Source organism: Corynebacterium macclintockiae (genome assembly GCF_027570165.1).
In the GTDB taxonomy this organism is placed as follows: Bacteria; Actinomycetota; Actinomycetes; order Mycobacteriales; family Mycobacteriaceae; genus Corynebacterium; species Corynebacterium macclintockiae.
The window spans coordinates 35,571-55,824 of sequence record NZ_JAKMUV010000009.1 but is presented as its reverse complement, the minus strand read 5'-3'; the positions used below and the strand labels follow the sequence as shown (position 1 = coordinate 55,824).

Genomic DNA, 20,254 nt, shown 5'->3' with positions numbered 1-20,254 from the left:
ATTCTACTAGGTTAGTCCGACGACTGTTCAGGTCGTCTGGTGCGTAGCTCGTTCGTCAACACAGCCGGCACCGTTTTCGGCATTTCTCCTAGAAACTGCGCCGCCAGATATTCGCGGGGCGGGGGAGTGCTGACGATGCGCGCCAAACCACTGCCATGGGAAGGTCCGTTGATCAGTGACATGTTCTTTGCTCCTTATGTTTTAGTCGGTCTCAGTCAGTACTAGTTAGTCTCAGGCAGCCGTCGGTCGGTAAAAGCCCTTGAAAGCCATTCCGCTGTTTTCCTGCCGGATTGGGCTGATTTGCACCGGATCTCCAGCCTCGATCATGTGCTGGGAATCCACCACCATTGCTACGTGTCCATCCCATACAGCCAGGTCGCCCGCCTGCACCGCCGAACGTGCGATCTGTGGTCCTACCGCTTGCTCGTTGGAGGTGCGGGGTAGATCCACCCCTGCCTGCTGATAAGCCCACTGCACCAGCCCGCTGCAGTCCAGCCCTTTGCCCGGCACTGTTCCGCCCCACTGGTACGGCGTGCCCAGCGCAGTCTTCGCCGCCGCCACCGCAGCAGACGCCTGGGAGGTGGGGGCAGAAGCCGGGGCTTTGGCCTCGTACGCTGCAGGGGTCATCTCCGGAACCGTATCCGGGTTCCGCACAGGCAGACGCTCTGGAATCTGCTCCCGCTTCACCTTGTTCACGTCTGCCGTAAGCCCTCGCAGTTCGTCCTCCAAGGTATGCATGCGATCCTCGGCCCGCCCTATGTGCCGCAGCACCACGGGAAACGCAGCCCCCAGGGCGTTGACCCACCCGATTGGTCCCGCAGCACCGCTGCCCGCGACCGCCTGGCCAACCTCCCGCACACAGTCGTTCAGAATCCCGCCCAGATCCTTGATAGCCCGCCCGACGGCCTGTGCAGCCTGGCCCGCCAACTTGTCTAATGCCCCACCTGCTCCCAGCGCCGTCGAGACCGCCTTGGCCACCGAATCCAGGGAATTGTGCACGTTCCCGCCACCGCGTCCCTGCAGGGCAGCAGCCGCGAGGTTCCCCAGCCCCTCCAGCCCACTGACCCCGGCCGCACTGGCGCTTGCACCCGGACTAAAAGGGGAGGGAATCGCCGCAACGAGGGGCGCGACCAGCCCCGCAATATCCAACATCTCAGACCTCCATCAGCCCGCCGAAGGCTTTGGAAAATGTACTTTCATGCCCGTCGAGTACGCGATCTATGCTGGCCAGTGCGAATGTGGCGTCATTAAAATAGCTATCCGCATCCCGCAGCAACCCCTCGTGGGCGTCCCGCGCCGCAGTCAGCGCGCGCAGAAAATCTCCCAATGCAGGAGGCGCCACCGCCCCCAGGGTGCCGTGCAGCGCTGTAGTGCGCCCCTGCAGCGACGTACCCACGGCTTCGGTGCGCCTCTTCAACAACCCCACCAGCTCCGGATCGGCCCGCAACGTATCGCCCATACCCTCGTCCCCCTGAGGCATAGAAACCCTCCCCAAATAATCGCTCAGAACAGTTAGACTCAGTAGCGCATCAAAAGGTTCAATCGGGGATCAACTAATGTGGGGAACCATGGAAATTCAGGTGGTCAATCATCCGCTCGTCGCCTCTCGCCTCAGCATCATGCGCGACAAGAAAACCAACAACGCACAGTTCCGCGCCGCACTGTCTGACCTGGGCGCCATGCTGATCTACGAAGCTTCGGCCGATCTGGTGGTCGAGAACTTCGAGGTAGAAACCCCCGTCGCTACAGCCACGGGCACGCGACTGGAAAAGCCACCGATCATCGTGCCCGTCATCCGCGCAGGCCTAGGCATGATCGACCCTGCGCTGTCCATGATCCCCGACGCGCAGGTCGGATTCATCGGCATGGCTCGCGACGAAACCACGCACGAGCCCGTGCCCTACTTGGAGGCTCTGCCCCAGGACCTGCGCGACCAGCCGGTGTTCCTAGTCGACCCGATGCTGGCCACCGGCGGCTCGCTGCTGCACGCCATCCGCCTGCTGGAGGGTCGCGGCGCCAACGACATCACCTGCGTGTGCATGGTCTCTGCTCAGCCGGGCGTGGATGCCCTGCTCAAGGCCAAGGTCGGTGTGCGCAAGCTCGTTACCGCAACGATCGACCCCGACCTGAACGAGGCCGCCTACATCGTCCCGGGCCTGGGCGATGCCGGCGACCGCCTATACGGCCCCCGAAACATCGACCTGTAGGCGCTCCAACAGCGCCTCCACGGCCTGCGCGTCGGCCCCCGGCTCCGCGCTGACCTCCAGGTAGAACTTCGCCTTCGGCTCCGTGCCCGAGGCCCTGGCGACCACGCGCACTGCCAAGTCCGCAGAGCTTCCGACCAGCCGCACGCCGTCGGTGCGATTGCCGGCGGAATCCTCAATCGGTCCGGCCTGCACAGCCACGCCCGCCAGCTCCGCCGGTGGGTTCTTCGCCCAGCGCGCAATCAGCTCGCCTGCTTGCTCCGCACTGTCGAATCGCGCGCTGACCTGCGCAGTTCTAAACACTCCATAGGTGGCTTCGATGTCGTCCAGCTCTGCGCCCAGGTCCGCCTCGGCCGCCCAGGCCGCCGCGATCAGCGCCGTTGCAATGCCGTCCTTGTCCGCCACGATGTGCGGCGCCGGTGCCGTGCCGATCGCTTCCTCGTAGGCAAAGGCCAGTTCGCCGGGCCGACCATGAGCCGCCCGCGCAAGGTTCTTAAAGCCCGTCAGCGTCTCCACGTAGTCCCATCCCTCGGCGCGCGCCATGCGCCCGAGCAGCTGCGAACTCACCACCGTCGTTGCCACTACCGGTTTGTTCCTTGTGGACGCCCCTACGCCCGCCAGCACCCGGCGCGCCAGCAAGGGGCCGGCCTCGTCCCCGCGCAGCATGCGGTAGTCACCATCGGCGCGTTTCAATCCCAGCATGCAGCGGTCGGCGTCCGGATCCAGGGCAATCAGCAGGTCCGCGTCGATGGCGCGTGCTTCCTCCAACAGCGCGTCGGTCGCGCCGGGCTCCTCCGGGTTGGGGAACTCCACGGTCGGGAAGTTGGGATCCGGCCAGCGCTGCGAGGCGACTGTGTGGACGTTGCCGAAGCCGTTCTCCCGCAGCGCCCACTCCATAGCGTTGCCGCCCACACCGTGCAGAGGTGTGTACAGGATCTTCAGCTTGCGGCGTGGCGCCAGCTCGTCCTGGCGACCGGTCGCCACCAGCTTGCTGAGATCGGAGACATAGCCGGAGACGGCTGACAGGTCCACGGATTTCGCCTCGGAACGGGGGATCGCGGCCGCGTCGGTGGGCTGGGCAGCAATGTGCTCTTCGATTTGGCGGTCGGCGGGGGAGACCAGCTGCGAGCCGCCGTCCAGGTACAGCTTGTAGCCATTGTCCTGTGCCGGGTTGTGCGAAGCCGTGATCTGCACGCCCACATCCATCCTCCGGGAGCGCACCAGCCACGCCAGTACTGGGGTGGGGGCTGGCTCCGCGATGAGGGTGACCTCGAAGCCCGCGCCGGCGAAGGTTTCCGCGGTGGCGCGCGCCAGGGCGTGGGAGCCGTAGCGGGCGTCATAACCAACGGCTGCACGAAAGACCCCGTCGGCGCGCAAGGGGCGCTTCCGCTCCTTGAGCCACGCGGCCACACCGGCGGTGGCGCGGGTGGCGGTGGCCACGTTCATCTCGTTGTCGCCGGGGCCGACCTTTGCGCGCAGCCCGGCGGTGCCGAACTTCAGTTCGCTCATAGGCTGTTCACCAGCTCGCCCAGCAGCTTGCCCATGTCGCTGGCGGCATCCTTACCTGCTTGCAGAACCTCCTCGTGGTTCAGCGCTTCCCCGGTCATGCCGGCGGCCAGGTTCGTGACCAGCGAGATTCCCAGCACCTCTACTCCGGCCTCTCGTGCGGCGATGGTCTCGTACACCGTGGACATGCCAACCAGCCCGGCGCCCAGGGTGCGCAGCATGTGGATCTCTGCAGGGGTTTCGTACTGTGGGCCGGGCATCATCGCGTACACGGCTTCGCGCATGCCGGGGCGCAGCTGCTGCACCTTCGCGCGGAGCTCGGGACTGTAGGCATCCACCAGGTTGACGAAGTTCGCTCCTGTCAGGGGAGTTTTCGCGGTGAAGTTGATGTGGTCGGCGATCAGCACCGGCTCTCCCACGCGCATGCCCTCGGTCAGGCCGCCAGCGGCGTTGGTCAGAACTACCGTCTTCACGCCCGCCGCAGCGGCGGTGCGTACCGCGTGGGCGGTGCGCCACAACTCGTGCCCCTCGTAGGCGTGGGTGCGTCCCAACAGCACCAGTACGTTGCGGCCGCCGATCTTTCCGCTGCGCACCGTCCCGCCGTGACCTTCCGCGGTGGGGGCCAGGAAGCCCGGCAGCTCCGCCATCGGGAATTCCTGTAGGTCCTCCGCGCCTTCGCACAGCACGTCGGCTGCGGGGCGCCAACCGGAACCGAGCACCACCGCGCAGTCGTAGGAGTCCAGCCCCGTACGCTCCTTCAATGCCTCCGCAGCGTCCACAGCCAGTTGATAAGGGTCTTGGTATGCAGTCATGCCAATCAAGAGTACCGCAGGCGCTAGACTGAATAAGTCAGTCGAAGGAAGAGGGACGTGAGTAGGCAAGTGCAAGACGGCACACAAGAACACAGCGCACACTCTGTTGCCAAGTTCGTGCAGAACTGGACGCGGGACAATGTCCAGAGAGTTGTGGACTGGCGCCGTCACCTGCACCGCAACCCCGAGCTTTCCCACATGGAAACGGAGACCACGCGCTTCCTCGCCCAGGAACTAGAGCGCGCCGGGTTGCAGCCCGTTGCCTTGCCTTCCACGGGGCTCATCGCGGACATCGGTCCGGTCGGTGCTCCGCGCATCGCCTTCCGCGGGGATATCGACGCGCTGCCGCTGCAGGAGGTCACGGGGCTGGACTTCGCCTCCGAGAACCCCGGGGTCATGCACGCCTGCGGTCACGACATCCACACCACGGTCGTGTTGGGGTTGGCCGTCGCTCTTGCCGAGTTTGTTGACGCCCACGGCGAGGATGCCCTAGGGATTCAGGTGCGCTTCATCTTCCAGCCCGCCGAGGAAGTCATGGACGGTGGCGCGGTGGACGTGATCGAGGCAGGCGCGCTGAACGGCGTGTCCCGGATCTTCGCCCTCCACTGCGAGCCGAAGCTGCGCGCAGGTGAGATTGGCGTGCGCACTGGTGCTATCACCTCTGCCAGCGACGTAGTGGAGATCATCCTGCGCGGCCACGGTGGGCACACCTCCCGGCCGCACCTGGCGGCGGATCTGGTGTACACCGCGGGGCTGATTGCCTCGCAGCTGCCCGGATTGCTGTCGCGCACCGTCGACCCGCGCACCGGCACCGTGTTGACCTTCGGTGCGATCAACGGTGGCTCGACATTCAACGCAATGCCCCAGGAAGTACGCCTGCTGGGTACGTTCCGCACGGCCGAGGTTGGAGTGTGGCGTCGTGGTGAAGAAACGTTGCGTGAACTGCTAGAGCACCTGGTGGCACCTACCGGGGCGCAGCTCGAGATGCGCTACACCAAGGGCGTGCCGCCGGTGATGAACGACGACGTGTCCACCGCCGCGCTGGCGCAGGCCGTCAACGACGTGGACCCGAACGCTCTCAAGGAGGCCCCGCAGTCCACTGGTGGCGAGGACTTCAGCTGGTACCTGGAGCACGTTCCGGGCTCCATGGCGCGCCTGGGCGCGTGGAATGGCAAGGGGGAGCGGCCTGACCTGCACCAGCCGGACATCATTTTCGACGAGCGGGCCCTGGGCATCGGCATCCGGCTGTTCGCCGGGGTTATTGACCAGTTCCGTTAAGGCGCTTCTGCGCGAACTTCATCGCGCTGCTGGTTAGCTGGTGGGTGCGCTGCTTGCGCTCGAACTTCCACTGGGCCTGCTGGGCGCGCTGCTGCATCTTCAGCTCCCGGAAGCGTTGGCGCTCTAGCTGCTTCGGACTGGGATCGTACCAGTTTTGCGGGCCGACCTTCATGACGTAGAGCATAACGAAGACAGCCGGGATGAACAGCAAAAGTATGGTGGAGTGCTCCCACATGCTATTGAGAAGCATGGCTAGGGCGCTGCTGCCGATCACGGTGCTGAGCAGCAGGCCGAGGCGGACATTGCGGCCGCTACGGTACAGGCGGTCGATTTCGCGGGCGGAGTAGTAGGGAACCAGTTCTCGGGAGGCCTCCAGCTTGGGAAGGTCGGAAAAGATCTGCTCCAGTTCGCCTTCGGATACTGCGGCGGTGGCTTGCTGCACGCGCTCCTCGTACTCCGTCATGGTGAGGCGACCGTCGGCAAAGTGCTCTCCGAGGGTGCTGATCGCGTTACTGCGGTCGACGTCGGAGATGCGGATGTGCCTACGAGACGGTTCGTTCATACTCCTAACCGTATCACTAGCGGGCTAGCCGTCGAACCAGTCGAAAGTGCGCTCTACTGCGCGCTTCCATTTCGCGTACGCAACTTCGCGCTCCTGCGGGTCGCCTGCGGGGAAGTAGGTCTTTTCCTCCTGCCACAACGACTTAAGCTCTTCGAGGTCTTGGTAGAAGCCTACCGCCAGGCCGGCGGCGTAGGCTGCGCCGAGGGCGGTGGTCTCCGATACTTCCGGAACGGTCACGGGTACTTCCAGCTGGTCGGCCTGGAATTGCATCAATAGCGAGTTCACGACCATGCCGCCGTCGACCCGCAGGTTCTTCAGATCCACCTTGGAATCCGCGTTCATGGCCTCGACTACCTCGCGGGTCTGGAAGGCGGTGGCCTCGAGGGCTGCGCGGGCGATGTGCGCCTTGGTCACGTAGCGCGTCAGGCCGGCAATGACGCCGCGGGCATCGGGGCGCCAGTGCGGGGCAAGCAGGCCACTGAAGGCAGGCACGATGTAGCAGCCGCCGTTATCCTCCACGCTGCGCGCCAGCGGTTCGATGTCGTCAGCGGTGTCGAAGAAGCCCAGGTTATCCCGCAGCCACTGCACCAGCGAGCCGGTCACGGCGATGGAACCCTCCAAGGCGTACACTGCCGGCTGGTTGCCCAGCCGGTAGGCGACGGTGGTGATCAATCCGTGCTCGGACCACTGTGGTTCGGTGCCGGTGTTGAGTAGCAGGAAGTTGCCGGTGCCGTAGGTGTTTTTGGCCTCGCCCTGGCTAAAACACACTTGGCCGAAGGCAGCGGCCTGCTGGTCGCCGAGGATGCCGGCGATCGGCACGCCATGGACTGGCCCGCTGCGGCGTACCTTGCCGATCACCTCGGAGGAACTCACGATCTCCGGCAGCATGGACTGGGGAATACCCAGCATCTCGCACAGTTCCGGATCCCACGTCTGTGTCCGCAGATCCATCAGCATCGTGCGGGAGGCGTTGGTGACGTCGGTGACGTGCCGGGCATGACCGGCACGCCCCGCTTTGGACTTCTTGTGGGAGCGGCGGGTGAGTTCCCAGACGAGCCACGAGTCAATGGTGCCGAAGGCCAGCTCCCCGCGTTCGGCCTTTTCGCGGGCGCCGTCGACGTTATCCAGGATCCACCGGATTTTCGGCCCGGCGAAGTAGGTAGAGGCGTTGAGCCCGGTACGTTCGGAGATCATGGCCTTTTGCTCTTCGCTGAGGGCATTCACAATTTCGTCGGTGCGCGTGTCCTGCCAGACGATTGCGTTGTAGATGGGCTTGCCGGTGGTGCGATCCCACACGACGGTGGTTTCGCGCTGATTGGTGATGCCCACCGCGGCGATTTCTTCCACCGGTATGTCGCTGGATGCTGCGGCGTCCGCCATGACACGCCGCATGTTGCGCCGGATCTCTTCCGGGTCGTGTTCTACCCAGCCTGGCCGCGGGAAGATCTGCCGATGCTCCATCTGGCTGGTGCTCGCGATCTTTCCATGGGCATCGAAGATGATGCAGCGGGTAGAGGTAGTCCCCTGGTCGAGCGCCAGCACATAGCCCCGTTTGGAGCTTTTCCACTTTGCCAAGGTTCCGGTGAGCTGATTCGTGAGGTTCTCTACCACTTAGTCTTCTGTGTTCTCGGTGTACTCGGCGGCTTCGTCCAGGTCGGCGTCTTCGTCCAGGTCTGCGTCTTCGTCCAGGTCTGCGTCGGTATTCTCCGCATCCTCAGTCGGAGCCTTTTTACGCTGGCTCGCAAACGCCGCCAGAATCAGGATGGCCACGCCTGCAGCGCCACACAGCATGGTTACCCAGCGCAGCGCCTGCAGGGTGCCGGAGGAGTACTTGGAGATGTAGATGGTGCCCGCGTCGCAGGTGTACTTGACCTTCGAGACGTCCTCGGTGAACTTGATGGAGGTGTACACGCCCTTGTTCTTGGTCAGCGGCAGCGATACATCGGAGATCTCCAGATCATCCGCGTTGAACTTCAGCTCCGCGGTCTCGATGCGGTCGGTCATTTCCTTGCCGCTCTCGTCGACCAGGCTGCACTGTCGGGCGTTCAGCGCATCTTCGTCGGCTAGCAGGAAGTACTCTTTTCCTGCCTTAACGTCGTAGCCCTTTCCGAAGTCTTTGACCCCCACCAGGGAGACGATGGCGGTGATCAGCGCGACGATCAGCAGACCGAGCCCCAGGAAGAGCATGCTCTTCGAGGTTTTCTTCTGCTCGGGGGCGTTGTCGACATTGCGGTGCGTCATAGTGGCTACCTTCTTTTTTCGATTATTTATTCTGCGACATTATCAGTAGAGCTGTCGTCCTTCAGCTCCATTAGTGCTTGATTCTTTGTGACGCCATCGCCGTTTCCGACGCTCAGCGACTCAACCACACCGGCCTTGTGCGCCTTGACGGCGTTCTCCATCTTCATGGCTTCGAGCACCAGCAAGACATCGCCCTCTGCCACCTGGTCGCCTTCGGAGACTTCTACCTTGATGACAGTGCCCTGCATCGGGGAGGCCACCGTGTCGCCGGTGATTGCGATGTCCGCGGCGTTGGCGCGGCGCTTCTTGGCGCGGCTAACTGAGCCCCGACCGGCCAGGATTTCCCCCGGCACCATGACCTCTACGCGTCGGCCATCGACCTCGACGACCAGCTTCTCCTTCGGCAGCGCCCCTTCGGCGGGTGCCGCGAGAGGCTCCTCGTAGGCGGGCAGCTGGTTGTCCCATTCCTCTTCGATCCAGCGCGTGTACACGCGGTAATCGCCGTCTTCGGCGACGAAGGCGGGGTCGTTCAGCGCAGCCAGGTGGAAGGGGATCACGGTAGGGATGCCTTCAACGAGGTACTCCTCCAGGGCCCGTCGCGAGCGCTGGATCGCCTCGGTGCGATCTGCGCCGGTGACGATGAGCTTGGCCAGCATAGAGTCGAACTGCCCGCCGACGACCGCGCCGGTTTCAATGCCGGAATCCATGCGTACGCCGGGGCCGGTGGGTTCCCGATAGGCCTGGATGCGCCCCGGTGCGGGCATGAAGTTATTGGTCGGATCCTCGCCGTTGATGCGGTATTCGATCGAGTGGCCGTGGATCTCCGGATCCTCCGTGCGCGACAGCTCTTCACCGCGGGCGATGCGGAACTGCTCGCGCACCAGGTCCCAGCCGGTGACCTGCTCGGTCACGGGATGCTCCACCTGCAGTCGGGTGTTGACCTCCAGGAAGCTGATCAGCCCGTCGGACCCCACCAGGTACTCCACCGTGCCCGCACCGTAGTAGCCGGCCTCGCGGCAGATGGCCTTTGCAGACGAGTAGATGCGCTCGTTCTGCTCGTCGCTAAGGAACGGCGCTGGGGCTTCCTCGATCAGTTTCTGGAAGCGCCGCTGGGCGGAGCAATCGCGGGTGGAGGCGACCACGACGTTGCCGTGCTTATCGGCCACCACCTGCGCCTCAACGTGGCGGGCGCGATCCAGGTAACGCTCCACAAAGCACTCGCCGCGGCCGAAAGCGGTGATGGCTTCACGAGTTGCAGACTCGAAGAGGCCGGGGATCTCGTCCATCGTGTAGGCGACCTTCATGCCACGTCCACCGCCGCCGAATGCGGCCTTGATGGCGATCGGAAGTCCGTGGCGCTCCGCGAAGGCGGTGACCTCTGCGGCATCCGCGACGGGTTCCTTAGTTCCCGGAGTCATAGGGGCGTCAACAATAAGAGCAATATTGCGCGCCGTGACCTTGTCTCCGAGCTTGCGGATGGCCTCCGGGGGTGGGCCGATCCAGTTCAGACCTGCATCGATGACTGCCTGCGCGAAATCGGCGTTTTCGGATAGGAAGCCGTAGCCCGGGTGGACTGCGTCGGCGCCGGACTTCTTCGCGGCGGCGAGGATCTTGTCGATGTCCAGGTAGGTTTCCGCCGAGGTCTGGCCGTTCAGAGCCAGTGCCTCGTCGGCCATGCGTACAAAAGGCGCCTCCGCGTCCGGATCTGCATAAACGGCAACGGTAGCGATGCCCTCGTCGCGCGCAGCCCGGATGACGCGTACTGCAATCTCGCCACGATTGGCGATCAGTACCTTCGTCAAGGGGGCAGCGGTGCTGGAAGTCACGGGCAATCCTTTCGGGTCAATAGTTAGGGGTTAGTTAATGAGGCTACACTGCCCACTTAACCGCGCTCGATGGGCACGCGCATCATGTTTCCCCATTCGATCCACGAGCCATCGTAGACGCGCACGTCCTCCCATCCCAGCAGGAAACGCAGAACGAACCACTCCAGGGCTGCGCGGGCTCCGTTGTTGCAGTAGACAACGGTGGGGCGGGTGGGATCCAGCCCCAGGCCATTGTGGTTGGCCTCGATTGCCTCCGCGGAGCAGAAGCGGGAGTTAGCCAGCAGTGACGAATCGGCGCGGTGGTTAACGGCCCCCGGGACGTGGCCATTGCGGCGGATCGGGTAGCCGGGCAGGGTTACTTCGCCGGTGTACTCTTCGGCATCGCGCAGGTCGATGATCTGGCAGCCTTCGAACTTCGTGCGCAGCTCATCGACGAAGATGCGGTGGGTGTGATCGTTACGGCGGGAGGCCACGGAGTAGCCGGGCTGCTGCGGGATGTCATCGACGGCATAGGAGATTTCGCGTTCCTCCTGCATCCAGGCATCGCGTCCGCCATCCAAGATGCGCACGTCCGGGTGGCCGAAAAGCTCGAAGACCCATAGTGCGTAAACGGCCCACAGGTTGGCGTGGTCGCCGTAAAACACCACAGTGTCCTCCCGCGTGATGCCCAGGCGATCCATAAGTTCCTCGAACTCCTTGGAGCCAATAAGGTCGCGCCACACAGGGTCCGAGAGGTTTTCGTACCACTTGACTCGTACGGCGGTAGGAATGTGACCAATATCGTAAAGCAGCGAATCCGCGTCCACCTCGACGACCTTCAGTCCGGGGGTTCCTAGCTTGGCGCCGAGCCAAGCGTTCGTGACCAGCTTGTTTGGGTGCGCGTACTGCTGGAGCTGAGGGCTGGGGTCGAATTCGATTCCCATAAATACCTGCCTTTCGATCGTTTGAAAGTCTAGCGCCTTATGAGGCGCCTTTCTTCCACTGCCGTGCGGGCCGAGTGGTCGTAGAATTGAAGGTGTTGGTCAGACAAGGCCACACGCACTGTATTTTTACTTCCAGAGCTAGGGGAAACCGTGCACAAGAACATTGTTGTCTTTGAGGTTCAGGGCGGAAACGACAAGGGTGAGGACGGCCACCGCCGCGACACGATGCCGATCGTCGAGGCTATCCGCGAGAAGGGCTGGGGCGCCGAGGTTGTCTACTTCGACCCGGAGAAGACCAACGAAATCTACGAAGACGTTGCCGCTAAGTACGACGCTTACATTTCCCGCGTCAACCCAGGCCACATTCCCGGTGGCGAGAAGGGCTACTTCGACATGCTGACCAAGCTGACGGAGGAAGCCGGCCTGGTTGGTATGTCCACCCCGGCCGAGATGATGGCCTACGGTGCGAAGGATGCGCTGGTGAAGTTGAACGACACCGATCTGGTGCCGGACGATACCGCTGCCTACTACGACGTCGATTCCTTCCACAAGACCTTCCCGACTTCCCTGTCGTACGGTGAGCGTGTGCTGAAGCAGAACCGCGGCTCCACTGGCTCGGGCATCTGGCGCGTGCAGCTGGAAGATAAGCAGCTGGCCGAGTCCGTCGAGCCGGGCACGGCTCTGCCGCTGGACACGAAGTTGAAGTGCACCGAGGCCGTCGACAACCACACCGAGGTTCGCGAGCTGGGCGAGTTCATGGACTTCTGCGACCAGTACATCGTTGGCGACAACGGCATGCTGGTGGACATGCGCTTCATGCCGCGCATCGTTGAGGGCGAGATCCGCATCCTGCTGGTCGGCCCGCACCCGGTGTTCGTGGTTCACAAGAAGCCGGCCGAGGGCGGCGACGCGTTCTCCGCAACCCTGTTCTCTGGCGCAAAGTACACCTACCAGAAGCCGGAGGAGTGGCAGGACCTGGTGGACATGTTCGCCGAGGCCCGCCCGGTCATCGCCGAGAAGCTGGGTGGCGACAACATCCCGCTGATCTGGACCGCCGACTTCATGCTGGCCGATGACGACGAGACCGGCGAGGACACCTACGTCCTGGGCGAGATCAACTGCTCCTGCGTGGGCTTCACCTCCGAGCTGGACATGGGTATCCAGCAGCTGGTGGCCGAAGAGGCCATTAAGCGCGTAGAGGCAAAGCACGCCTAAGCGCGTCAGCGCAACACTGACGTTTTCGGCGTCAAAAAATGTTTGTTTAACTACATAACCCGTCGCGGGGCGTTAGAGTGAGGCGCATCACGTCCTCAATCTCCGAAAGGATCTAACCCCCGCGATGATTAACCACGACGTTCGCGTCCACCCCTCGGCCGACGACTTTCCGCAGGAAAAGCACCTCGCATGGAAGGTCGCGCAGGTCGCCGCCGACCCGGTCGAGGTGCCGCAAGACACCGCGGACATGGTGGTCAACCGCATCATCGATAACGCGGCCGTCGCTGCCGCCTCCCTCGTGCGCCGCCCCGTCACGTCGGCGCGCACCCAAGCGCTGTGCCACTCTGGGGCCAGCGCTGTTTTTGGTACGGACGCCACCGTCTCCCCCGAATGGGCCGCCTGGGCCAACGGGGTAGCGGTGCGCGAGCTGGATTTTCACGATACGTTCCTGGCCGCCGAGTACTCCCACCCAGGTGACAACATTCCCCCGATCCTGGCCGTAGCGCAGGCGCGCGGGCTGGGCGGGCGCGATCTGATCCGCGGCATCGCCACCGGCTACGAGATCCAGGTGGACCTGGTCAAGGGCATTTCCCTGCACAAGCACAAGATCGACCACGTGGCGCACTTGGGGCCTTCCGCGGCCGCGGGCATTGGCACCCTGCTGCGCCTGGACCCGCAGGTGATCTACCAGGCAGTTGGTCAGGCACTTCACACCACTACGGCGACGCGACAGTCCCGCAAGGGGCTCATCAGCTCCTGGAAGGCCCACGCTCCCGCCTTCGCCGGAAAGATGGCGGTGGAAGCCGTGGACCGAGCCATGCGCGGCGAGGGCGCCCCGGCTCCGATCTGGGAGGGCGAGGACGGCGTGATCGCTTGGCTGCTGGACGGCCCGGATGCCCACTACGTGGTGCCGCTGCCGGAGGCGGGGGAGCCGAAGCGGGCGATCCTGGATACCTACACCAAGGAGCACTCCGCGGAGTACCAGTCCCAGGCGCCGATCGACCTGGCTCGTCGTATGCGGGACAAGATCGGGGACCTCAGTCAGGTGGAAAGCATCGTGCTGCACACCAGCCACCACACTCACTACGTGATCGGCACGGGCTCCAACGATCCGCAGAAGTTCGACCCGAAGGCTTCGCGCGAAACGCTGGACCACTCCGTGATGTACATCTTCGCCGTCGCTCTGGAGGACGGCGAGTGGCACCACGAGCGTTCCTATGCACCCGAGCGCGCCCAACGCCCGGAGACCGTGGAGCTGTGGCACAAGATCTCCACCGTCGAGGATCCGGAGTGGACCCGTCGCTACCACTCCACCGATCCAGCCGAGAAGGCCTTTGGCTGCAAGGCGGTGGTCACCCTGCGCGACGGCACCGAGATCGTCGATGAGCTGGCCGTGGCCGACGCCCACCCGCTGGGCGCCCGCCCGTTCGGCCGCGCCGACTACATCAACAAGTTCCGCACCCTGGCCGAGGGCGTGGTGGACGAGGCCGAGCAGGATCGCTTCCTCGCCGTCGCCGAGGCCACCGCGGACCTGGCGCCCGGCGAGCTCGGCCAGCTGAACCTCGTGGTCAGCGACGATGTGCTGGCCCGCGCACCACAGATCCCCGGCGGTATTTTCTAAGAAAGGACCACTCACCATGACCGATCCAATCAAGGTTTCCAACGCTCCCTTCGACCGCGGACGAACCGACTTCACCACCCCGCGCGCCCAGTCCAGCAAGACCTCCAACGCCACCGGCACCGACAAGAACATCAACAAGGGTCTCAACGGCGTGGTGGTGGATACCTCGGCCGTCTCCAAGGTCAACCCCGAGACCAACTCCCTGACCTACCGGGGTTACCCCGTCGAGGAGCTGGCAGAACACTGCACCTTCGAGGACGTCGCCTACCTGCTGTGGAACGGCGAACTACCGGACTTCCGGGAGCTCGAGCAGTTCCGGCAGCGCGAGCGCGCCCTGCGCCCCATCGACCGCAGCATGCTGGACCTCATCAACTCTCTGCCGAAGACCGCCCACCCCATGGACGTGCTACGCACTGCGGTCAGCGTGTTCGGCACGGAGGACCTGAACTCGCACGACCGGAGCCCCGATGCGGTGCGCCGCACCGGGTTGACCCTGCTGGCCAAGCTGCCGACGATCATCGCCTATGACCTGCGCCGACGTAAGAACCTGGGGTACATCGCACCGTCCCGCGACCGGGATATCGCGGAGAACTTCCTGTACATGTGCTTCGGCGACGGCGAGGACAGCCCCGCCAACAACCGTGACGACGTGGAGGCCTTCGACCAGTCCCTCACCCTGTACGCGGAGCATGGCTTCAACGCCTCCACCTTCACCGGCCGCGTGATCAGCTCCACCATGAGCGACGTCTACTCTGCCGTCACCGGCGCCATCGGCGCCCTCAAGGGTCCGCTGCATGGTGGCGCGAACGAGGCCGTGATGCACAACTTCCTGGCCGTCGAGGATCCGGCTGCCGCCGAGCAGTGGGTTCTGGATCAGTGCGACGCGAAGAACAAGATCATGGGCTTCGGCCACCGCGTGTACAAGAAGGGCGACTCGCGCGTGCCCACCATGGAGGCCGCCATGCGCCGCACCGCCGCCAACCACGACGGCCAGCGCTGGGTGGAGATGTATGACAACATGCAGAAGGCCATGGACCAGCGCACCGGCATCCAGCCGAACCTGGACTTCCCGGCGGGTCCGACTTACTACATGCTGGGTATCGACATCCCGTTCTTCACCCCGATCTTCGTCATGGCTCGCGTCGTCGGCTGGACCGCTCACATTGTGGAGCAGAACGCCGACAACGCCCTGATCCGCCCGCTATCCAGCTACGTCGGCCCGGAGCAGCGTGCCGTCAAGGCTGACTAGCCCCAGAGGTCGGAGAAGTCGTATCCGAAGTGCGCCAGCCCCCGCCGTAGGGCGGGCAGCGATAACCCGATCACGGCCGACGGGTGCCCGTCGATGCTTTCGATGAACCACCCGCCGAGCGCCTCCAGGGTGAAGGCTCCGGCGCACTCCAGCGGCTCGCCGGTGACCGCGTACGCCTCGATGGCGCGATCGGACACGTCGGCGAACTGGATCTGTGTGGCGACAACCTCCTCGTAGATCTGGCCCGAGGCGGCGTCGATAAGAGCGTGCCCGGTGATCAGCTCCGCGCGTTTCCCGCGCTGCTGGCGCCACCGTCGCACCGTCTCTTCGCGCGTGTGCGGCTTGCCTTGCAGCTCGCCGTCGATGAGCAGCATGCTGTCGCCGCCCAGCACCAGCTCTCCCTCGACCGCCCGCGCCTTTGCGGTGGCTAGGTGCTGCACATAGTCCGCCGGGGTAGGGTTCACGAGTCCCGCCACGGCGGCTTCTTCGTCCACACCGGGGGAGACCTTGCGCGGGTACACTCCGGCGGCGTTCAATACCTTCTCGCGCGCGGGCGAGGTGCTAGCCAGCGTGAGCTGCATGCCCTAGCCCCGCGGCATCCGCGGATTGCGGAACGCGCCCGGGTTGCCGTGTAGCACCCCGCGCCCGTAGTGCCCGCGCGTATCGGGCTTCGCGTTGCGCAGTGCCTCGGCCTCCGTGGCCAGGTCGTCAACGATGAGTTGCAGCGCCCGGGTCTCTACCTCGTCCGGGTTGCCCTTGATCACCTGAAATTCCGTCACGCGCTTCCTCCTAGAACGGCAGGTTGTCGTGCTTGCGTGGGTAGCTATCTTCGGCCTTGCGCTCCACCAGTCGCAGGCCGTCGATGATGCGGGTGCGGGTCTCGGAGGGCGGAATCACCGCGTCGACCAGGCCCCGCTCCGCGGCGGAGTAGGGTTCCGCCTGGTAGCTATCGTCCTGCGCGATCTGCGCGGTCGGCCATGCGTACACCAGGTCGGTGCCCAGGCGCTTAGCGCCCAGCGAGAGGTACGCGTCCCCGAATGCCTTGCGCGTAATCACCGCGATCTTGCCCACGGAGGCCTCGGCCGTCACGCCGATCAGCTTCGCGGTGCGGCGGAACAGTGCGTCCGGCGCGTAGCCCGCCGAGTCCACGAAGGTCACCAGCGGCACGTTGAACGCGTCGCAGAAGCGGATGAAGCGTGCTGCCTTCTCGGCCGCCGCCACGTCGATCGCCCCTGCCTGCTGTTCGGGCTGGTTCGCAATGACGCCCACACTTCGGCCGCCCACCCGCGCCAGCGCCGTAATCAGGTTCGGTGCGTGGAGTTTCTGCAGTTCCAGCACGGTATCGGCGTCTACGACGCGAGCCAAGACCTCGTGCATGTCGTAGGTCTGCGCGTCAGAGTCGGGGATCAAGCCGTCCAGTTCGCCCGGCTCTGCCGAACCGTCCTCGCCAGGCAGTGGGAGTGCCCGGTTGTTGCTGGGCAGGTAGCCCAGGAGGTCCGCGACGAGTCCCAGCGCGGAGGCGTCATCCTCGGCGACAAGGTGGGCGGTGCCGTCTGCGGCGTCACCTACAAAGCCCCCGGCGCCCTTGACCGCAACGACGACATCGGAAAGGACCACCGAGTGCACCAGCGCGCCACTGGTGGGGCCGGCGACCAGCGCGATTTGCGGGACCACGCCGGAGAGCTTCGCCTGCAGGTTGTGGATGCGGGAGAAGTACTCGAGGGCGGCGATGCCCTCCTTCGGGCGGGCGCCCGTGCCCTCGTAGATGCCGATCAGCGGGGTGCCGGACTTCACGGCCAGCTCCATGACCTTCAGGATTTTCTCGCCCGCGGTTTCGCCGATCTGGCCGTCGAAGAGAGTCGCGTCCTGGGAGAACACGCACACCGGGCGACCGTCGATGGTGCCATAACCGGCGACGATGCCATCGGTGACGGGGCGGAACTTGTCGGCCTTGAAGGCGGTGGCGCGGTGGCGGGCCAGCGCGTCGGTCTCCACGAAACTACCGGCATCCAGCAGTGCGTCCACGCGGCGACGGGCGCGCGGAATCTCGTCCCCCTGCGGCTTGTGGGTCTCCGCTAGGCGATCGCGGAGGTCGGCGATCTTCCCAGCGGTGGTCGATGTGTCGGTGGTAGAGCTCATGGTGGCCATAATACGGCGTAAAAACTCCAGCGCCGTGATTGGTGGGGCTAGAGTGTCTGAGGGAAGGCATGTGAAGAGAAAGGATGGTACAGCCATGCGCACGCCGCTAGACCCCCGCCGCCTGGCCGAGCGCCTGGCCCCGCTGGGCTACCGCCACGTCGAGGTGCTAGAGACCACCGGCTCCACCAGCACCGACCTGGCCGACCGCGTGCGCTGCGGCGAGGACCTGCCTGACATGTCTTTACTCATGGCCGAGGAGCAGACCGCCGGCCGCGGCCGCAAGGGGCGTTCCTTCGAAGCCCCGGCCCGCAGCCAGCTGATCTGCTCGGTGCTGGTGCGCCTGCCGGGCGTGCCGGTCGACCGTATTAGCCTGCTCCCACTGCTGACGGGTCTGTCGATCGTGGAGGGCATCCGCGCCAGCGCCGACATTCCCATCCAGCTGAAGTGGCCCAACGACTGCGTGCTGGATGGCCGCAAGCTGGTGGGCATCCTGGTGGAGGCCGTGCACCTGGACCCGCACCCGGCGATCATCCTGGGCTTCGGTATTAACCACGACCTGCAGACCGACGAGCTGCCCGTCGCCCACGCTAGCTCCATCGACCTCGAATGCGCCCGACTGGGGATGCCCTGCCCGACGCGCGAGGACGTCGCGGTGGCCGTGTTCGCGGAGCTGGCGGCGAATCTGGAGCGGTGGCGTCGACTAGGAGGGGCGGCCCAGACCGTGCTGCCGCGATACCGCCAGGCTTCCGCGACCATCGGCACGGCCGTGCGTGCTTTCCTGCCCGGCGACGAGATCGTGGAGGGCACGGCGACCGACATCGACGACGACGGCGAGTTGCTGGTCCGCACCGCGGAGGGCACGCGCCTGATCCGTGCGGGCGAGATCGTGCATCTGCGCGCCGACGGCACCGGCGACTACGGAGGGCGCTACGCATGAGCAAAATCACCTTCGACCCGGACGAGCAGATCCTCGCCGAGCTCAGCCCCGCCCGCCGCTCCATGTTCTTCCCCGTCCTGCGCCTGCTGTTGTGGACGGGCCTGTTCTGGATGGGCATCGGCGCGCTGGATCAGTACATGGCCACCCAATTTCTGGACGCCCCTACGGTGGAAGCCTGCATGTGGCTTCGGCGGGGGCTGCTGGTTGCGTGGCTGTTGGTGTGCTGGAGGCGCTGCGTGCGACACCTGGTTTTCCGCGCGCGCTCCCGCATGCTGCTGACCGACAGGCGCCTGATCACCGCGACCGGCCACCTGCGCAGTCGCATTGGCCAGATCCCACTGGCCAACGTGGTGGATTGCAGGGCCCACCGGGGCGACGTGGCGGTGTACGTGGCCGGGGCGCGCGTGCCTTTGGTGCTGCATTCGGTTCCCTATACCCGCAAGTTCGAGAGGCTGCTGAAGAGCCAGATTAAGAGTGTCGGGCCGGGGAACTATAGTTGGGAGCTGTGAGTGAGAGCAATGGGAATAACACAGCCGACTGGTCTTTAGCGCGCCCTGCCGCACACGCGCCGGGCGCGCCGTTGGTGACGATCATCGGCGATGGTCAGTTGGCGCGCATGACTCAACAGGCGGCGATCGAGTTGGGCTTAAGTTGCCGTGTGCTGGCCGGGTCGCCGGATTCCTCGGCCGCGCAGGTGACCGCCGACGTGGTGCTGGGGGATTACGCGCTGGAGGAGCACGTCCGCGAGGTTGCTCAGGATTCCGACGCGGTGACCTTCGACCACGAGCACGTTCCGAACCGCTTCCTGGACGACCTCATCGCCGAGGGCGTGAACGTCCAGCCGCAGCCCGCGGCGCTGATCAACGCGCAGGACAAGCTGGTGATGCGCAAGAAGCTGCGCGAGCTGGGAGCCCCAGTGCCGCCCTTCGCCGCCATCGAATCCGCCGATGACATCGCCGGGTTTTTCGAGGCCGTGGGCGGCCAGGTCTGCCTGAAGGCCCGCCGCGGTGGCTACGACGGCAAGGGCGTGTGGTTCCCCGACACGGTGGACGAGGCCCGCGAGCTGGTGGAGAAGCTGCTGGACAAGGAGATCCCCCTGATGGCGGAGAAGAAGGTCGCGCTGGTGCGCGAGCTGTCCGCCATGGTCGCCCGCACTCCGTCCGGCGAGGTGCAGGCGTGGCCGGCGGTCGAGTCCCTGCAGGAAGATGGCATCTGCGTGGAGGCTGTGGCACCCGCCCCGAACTCCACGCCGGAGATCCTGGCCGCCGCCGAGCAGTTGTCCCGTGACATCGTCACCGAGCTGGGCGTGACGGGCGTGCTGGCCGTGGAACTGTTCGAGACCACCGACGACAACGGCCAGCCGGAGATCATCGTCAACGAGCTGGCGATGCGCCCGCACAACACCGGCCACTGGACGCAGGACGGCTGCGTCACCAGCCAATTCGAGCAGCACGTCCGCGCCGTACTGGATCGCCCGCTGGGCTCCACGGAGCCGACCGCGCCGGTGGTGGTGATGGCAAACGTGCTGGGAGCGGACGAGGATCCGGCGATGCCGATGCACGAGCGTATGGACGCGGTGTGGCGTCGATTCCCGAACGCGAAGATCCACATGTACGGCAAGGATTGGCGCCCGCGCCGCAAGATCGGCCACGTCAATATGCTGGGGGAGGATCCGGCGCGCACGCGCGAGCAGGCGCGTCTGGCCGCGAAGTTCCTGGAAACCGCCGAATGGGAGGACTAA

Annotated in this window: 21 protein-coding genes; 8 read left to right on the top strand and 13 right to left on the bottom strand. The window is 65.0% G+C overall.

Going from position 1 to position 20,254, the window contains the following annotated elements; translation table 11 throughout:
- Window positions 1-11: 11 nt before the first annotated feature.
- From L8U58_RS07910 to L8U58_RS07900, 3 genes are read right to left on the bottom strand one after another with little or no spacing between them, the layout of a single operon-like run.
- Window positions 12-182, bottom strand: coding sequence for a hypothetical protein (locus L8U58_RS07910; RefSeq protein WP_168163094.1), 171 nt, complete (start codon window positions 180-182; stop codon window positions 12-14).
- A gap of 49 nt (window positions 183-231) precedes the next feature.
- Entirely contained in the window at window positions 232-1,152 is a 921-nt protein-coding gene (locus tag L8U58_RS07905; RefSeq protein ID WP_269955076.1) for a C40 family peptidase, read from the bottom strand.
- Between the two features lies 1 nt (window position 1,153).
- Window positions 1,154-1,480 carry a hypothetical protein gene (locus tag L8U58_RS07900; RefSeq protein WP_269955075.1) on the bottom strand — a complete coding sequence of 109 codons (327 nt, stop codon included), beginning with the start codon at window positions 1,478-1,480 and terminating at the stop codon, window positions 1,154-1,156.
- Between the two features lie 88 nt (window positions 1,481-1,568).
- On the opposite strand from L8U58_RS07900, the gene upp reads away from it, so the two are divergent.
- Window positions 1,569-2,207: a uracil phosphoribosyltransferase gene (gene upp, locus L8U58_RS07895; RefSeq protein ID WP_034979808.1), complete on the top strand. Its 639-nt coding sequence runs from the start codon at window positions 1,569-1,571 to the stop codon at window positions 2,205-2,207.
- Here upp and L8U58_RS07890 read toward each other — a convergent pair.
- Window positions 2,178-3,713, bottom strand: coding sequence for a phospho-sugar mutase (locus L8U58_RS07890; RefSeq protein ID WP_269955074.1), 1,536 nt, complete (start codon window positions 3,711-3,713; stop codon window positions 2,178-2,180). The genes upp and L8U58_RS07890 overlap by 30 nt on opposite strands.
- Window positions 3,710-4,522: a purine-nucleoside phosphorylase gene (locus L8U58_RS07885; RefSeq protein WP_034979625.1), complete on the bottom strand. Its 813-nt coding sequence runs from the start codon at window positions 4,520-4,522 to the stop codon at window positions 3,710-3,712. The genes L8U58_RS07890 and L8U58_RS07885 overlap by 4 nt, the downstream gene beginning before the upstream one ends.
- 57 nt (window positions 4,523-4,579) lie before the next feature.
- Between L8U58_RS07885 and L8U58_RS07880 the strand changes: the two genes are divergently transcribed.
- Window positions 4,580-5,800 carry an amidohydrolase gene (locus L8U58_RS07880; protein WP_034971214.1) on the top strand — a complete coding sequence of 407 codons (1,221 nt, stop codon included), beginning with the start codon at window positions 4,580-4,582 and terminating at the stop codon, window positions 5,798-5,800.
- Here L8U58_RS07880 and L8U58_RS07875 read toward each other — a convergent pair.
- The 5 genes from L8U58_RS07875 to L8U58_RS07855 are packed head-to-tail and all read right to left on the bottom strand — an operon-like array spanning window position 5,781 to window position 11,352.
- Entirely contained in the window at window positions 5,781-6,362 is a 582-nt protein-coding gene (locus L8U58_RS07875) for a DUF1707 SHOCT-like domain-containing protein (protein ID WP_269955073.1), read from the bottom strand. The genes L8U58_RS07880 and L8U58_RS07875 overlap by 20 nt on opposite strands.
- A 24-nt stretch (window positions 6,363-6,386) precedes the next feature.
- Window positions 6,387-7,973: a glycerol kinase GlpK gene (gene glpK, locus L8U58_RS07870; protein WP_269955072.1), complete on the bottom strand. Its 1,587-nt coding sequence runs from the start codon at window positions 7,971-7,973 to the stop codon at window positions 6,387-6,389.
- Window positions 7,974-8,603 (bottom strand): hypothetical protein, encoded by a 630-nt coding sequence (locus tag L8U58_RS07865; RefSeq protein WP_269955071.1) that lies wholly within the window; start codon window positions 8,601-8,603, stop codon window positions 7,974-7,976. It lies immediately after the preceding gene.
- Between the two features lie 26 nt (window positions 8,604-8,629).
- A complete protein-coding gene (locus L8U58_RS07860) occupies window positions 8,630-10,429 on the bottom strand; it encodes an acetyl/propionyl/methylcrotonyl-CoA carboxylase subunit alpha (protein WP_034979613.1) in 1,800 nt (599 codons plus the stop codon).
- Window positions 10,430-10,485: 56 nt separating this feature from the next.
- On the bottom strand, window positions 10,486-11,352 hold the full coding sequence (locus L8U58_RS07855) for a sulfurtransferase (RefSeq protein WP_034979610.1): 867 nt from the start codon (window positions 11,350-11,352) through the stop codon (window positions 10,486-10,488).
- 150 nt (window positions 11,353-11,502) lie between these two features.
- On the opposite strand from L8U58_RS07855, the gene L8U58_RS07850 reads away from it, so the two are divergent.
- The 3 genes from L8U58_RS07850 to L8U58_RS07840 all read left to right on the top strand — a co-directional run bounded on the left by L8U58_RS07850 (window position 11,503) and on the right by L8U58_RS07840 (window position 15,437).
- Entirely contained in the window at window positions 11,503-12,567 is a 1,065-nt protein-coding gene (locus tag L8U58_RS07850; RefSeq protein ID WP_035001214.1) for a Cj0069 family protein, read from the top strand.
- Between the two features lie 124 nt (window positions 12,568-12,691).
- Window positions 12,692-14,188, top strand: a complete 1,497-nt coding sequence (prpD, locus tag L8U58_RS07845; protein WP_034972370.1) for a 2-methylcitrate dehydratase PrpD — start codon at window positions 12,692-12,694, stop codon at window positions 14,186-14,188.
- Window positions 14,189-14,204: 16 nt separating this feature from the next.
- The gene (locus tag L8U58_RS07840) at window positions 14,205-15,437 is read left to right on the top strand and encodes a bifunctional 2-methylcitrate synthase/citrate synthase (protein WP_269955070.1); all 1,233 of its coding nucleotides are present in this window, start codon (window positions 14,205-14,207) and stop codon (window positions 15,435-15,437) included.
- Here L8U58_RS07840 and L8U58_RS07835 read toward each other — a convergent pair.
- Genes L8U58_RS07835 through L8U58_RS07825 form a run of 3 tightly spaced genes read right to left on the bottom strand, consistent with a single transcriptional unit; the run spans window position 15,434 to window position 17,585 of the window.
- Window positions 15,434-16,018, bottom strand: a complete 585-nt coding sequence (locus L8U58_RS07835) for a Maf family protein (protein ID WP_035006948.1) — start codon at window positions 16,016-16,018, stop codon at window positions 15,434-15,436. The two genes, L8U58_RS07840 and L8U58_RS07835, sit on opposite strands and share 4 nt — an antisense overlap.
- A 3-nt stretch (window positions 16,019-16,021) precedes the next feature.
- Window positions 16,022-16,216: an acyl-CoA carboxylase subunit epsilon gene (locus L8U58_RS07830; protein WP_034979592.1), complete on the bottom strand. Its 195-nt coding sequence runs from the start codon at window positions 16,214-16,216 to the stop codon at window positions 16,022-16,024.
- 10 nt (window positions 16,217-16,226) lie between these two features.
- Complete coding sequence (locus L8U58_RS07825; protein WP_035001210.1) at window positions 16,227-17,585, bottom strand: acyl-CoA carboxylase subunit beta; 1,359 nt, start codon at window positions 17,583-17,585, stop codon at window positions 16,227-16,229.
- An 85-nt stretch (window positions 17,586-17,670) separates the two neighbouring features.
- On the opposite strand from L8U58_RS07825, the gene L8U58_RS07820 reads away from it, so the two are divergent.
- Genes L8U58_RS07820 through L8U58_RS07810 form a run of 3 tightly spaced genes read left to right on the top strand, consistent with a single transcriptional unit; the run spans window position 17,671 to window position 20,254 of the window.
- Window positions 17,671-18,513, top strand: coding sequence for a biotin--[acetyl-CoA-carboxylase] ligase (locus L8U58_RS07820; RefSeq protein WP_269955069.1), 843 nt, complete (start codon window positions 17,671-17,673; stop codon window positions 18,511-18,513).
- Window positions 18,510-19,022: a hypothetical protein gene (locus L8U58_RS07815; protein ID WP_034971233.1), complete on the top strand. Its 513-nt coding sequence runs from the start codon at window positions 18,510-18,512 to the stop codon at window positions 19,020-19,022. The genes L8U58_RS07820 and L8U58_RS07815 overlap by 4 nt, the downstream gene beginning before the upstream one ends.
- Window positions 19,019-20,254, top strand: coding sequence for a 5-(carboxyamino)imidazole ribonucleotide synthase (locus L8U58_RS07810; protein ID WP_269955068.1), 1,236 nt, complete (start codon window positions 19,019-19,021; stop codon window positions 20,252-20,254). The genes L8U58_RS07815 and L8U58_RS07810 overlap by 4 nt, the downstream gene beginning before the upstream one ends.

What these genes read in the sequence shown, in the direction of transcription:
- L8U58_RS07865 (WP_269955071.1), bottom strand. Translation starts at nt 8,603, where the DNA reads ATGACGCACCGCAATGTCGACAACGCCCCCGAGCAGAAGAAAACCTCG.
- L8U58_RS07820 (WP_269955069.1), top strand. Translation starts at nt 17,671, where the DNA reads ATGCGCACGCCGCTAGACCCCCGCCGCCTGGCCGAGCGCCTGGCCCCG.
- L8U58_RS07905 (WP_269955076.1), bottom strand. Translation starts at nt 1,152, where the DNA reads ATGTTGGATATTGCGGGGCTGGTCGCGCCCCTCGTTGCGGCGATTCCC.
- L8U58_RS07815 (WP_034971233.1), top strand. Translation starts at nt 18,510, where the DNA reads ATGAGCAAAATCACCTTCGACCCGGACGAGCAGATCCTCGCCGAGCTC.
- L8U58_RS07875 (WP_269955073.1), bottom strand. Translation starts at nt 6,362, where the DNA reads ATGAACGAACCGTCTCGTAGGCACATCCGCATCTCCGACGTCGACCGC.
- L8U58_RS07835 (WP_035006948.1), bottom strand. Translation starts at nt 16,018, where the DNA reads ATGCAGCTCACGCTGGCTAGCACCTCGCCCGCGCGCGAGAAGGTATTG.
- L8U58_RS07890 (WP_269955074.1), bottom strand. Translation starts at nt 3,713, where the DNA reads ATGAGCGAACTGAAGTTCGGCACCGCCGGGCTGCGCGCAAAGGTCGGC.
- upp (WP_034979808.1), top strand. Translation starts at nt 1,569, where the DNA reads ATGGAAATTCAGGTGGTCAATCATCCGCTCGTCGCCTCTCGCCTCAGC.
- L8U58_RS07900 (WP_269955075.1), bottom strand. Translation starts at nt 1,480, where the DNA reads ATGCCTCAGGGGGACGAGGGTATGGGCGATACGTTGCGGGCCGATCCG.
- L8U58_RS07885 (WP_034979625.1), bottom strand. Translation starts at nt 4,522, where the DNA reads ATGACTGCATACCAAGACCCTTATCAACTGGCTGTGGACGCTGCGGAG.
- prpD (WP_034972370.1), top strand. Translation starts at nt 12,692, where the DNA reads ATGATTAACCACGACGTTCGCGTCCACCCCTCGGCCGACGACTTTCCG.
- L8U58_RS07855 (WP_034979610.1), bottom strand. Translation starts at nt 11,352, where the DNA reads ATGGGAATCGAATTCGACCCCAGCCCTCAGCTCCAGCAGTACGCGCAC.
- L8U58_RS07910 (WP_168163094.1), bottom strand. Translation starts at nt 182, where the DNA reads ATGTCACTGATCAACGGACCTTCCCATGGCAGTGGTTTGGCGCGCATC.
- L8U58_RS07840 (WP_269955070.1), top strand. Translation starts at nt 14,205, where the DNA reads ATGACCGATCCAATCAAGGTTTCCAACGCTCCCTTCGACCGCGGACGA.
- L8U58_RS07825 (WP_035001210.1), bottom strand. Translation starts at nt 17,585, where the DNA reads ATGGCCACCATGAGCTCTACCACCGACACATCGACCACCGCTGGGAAG.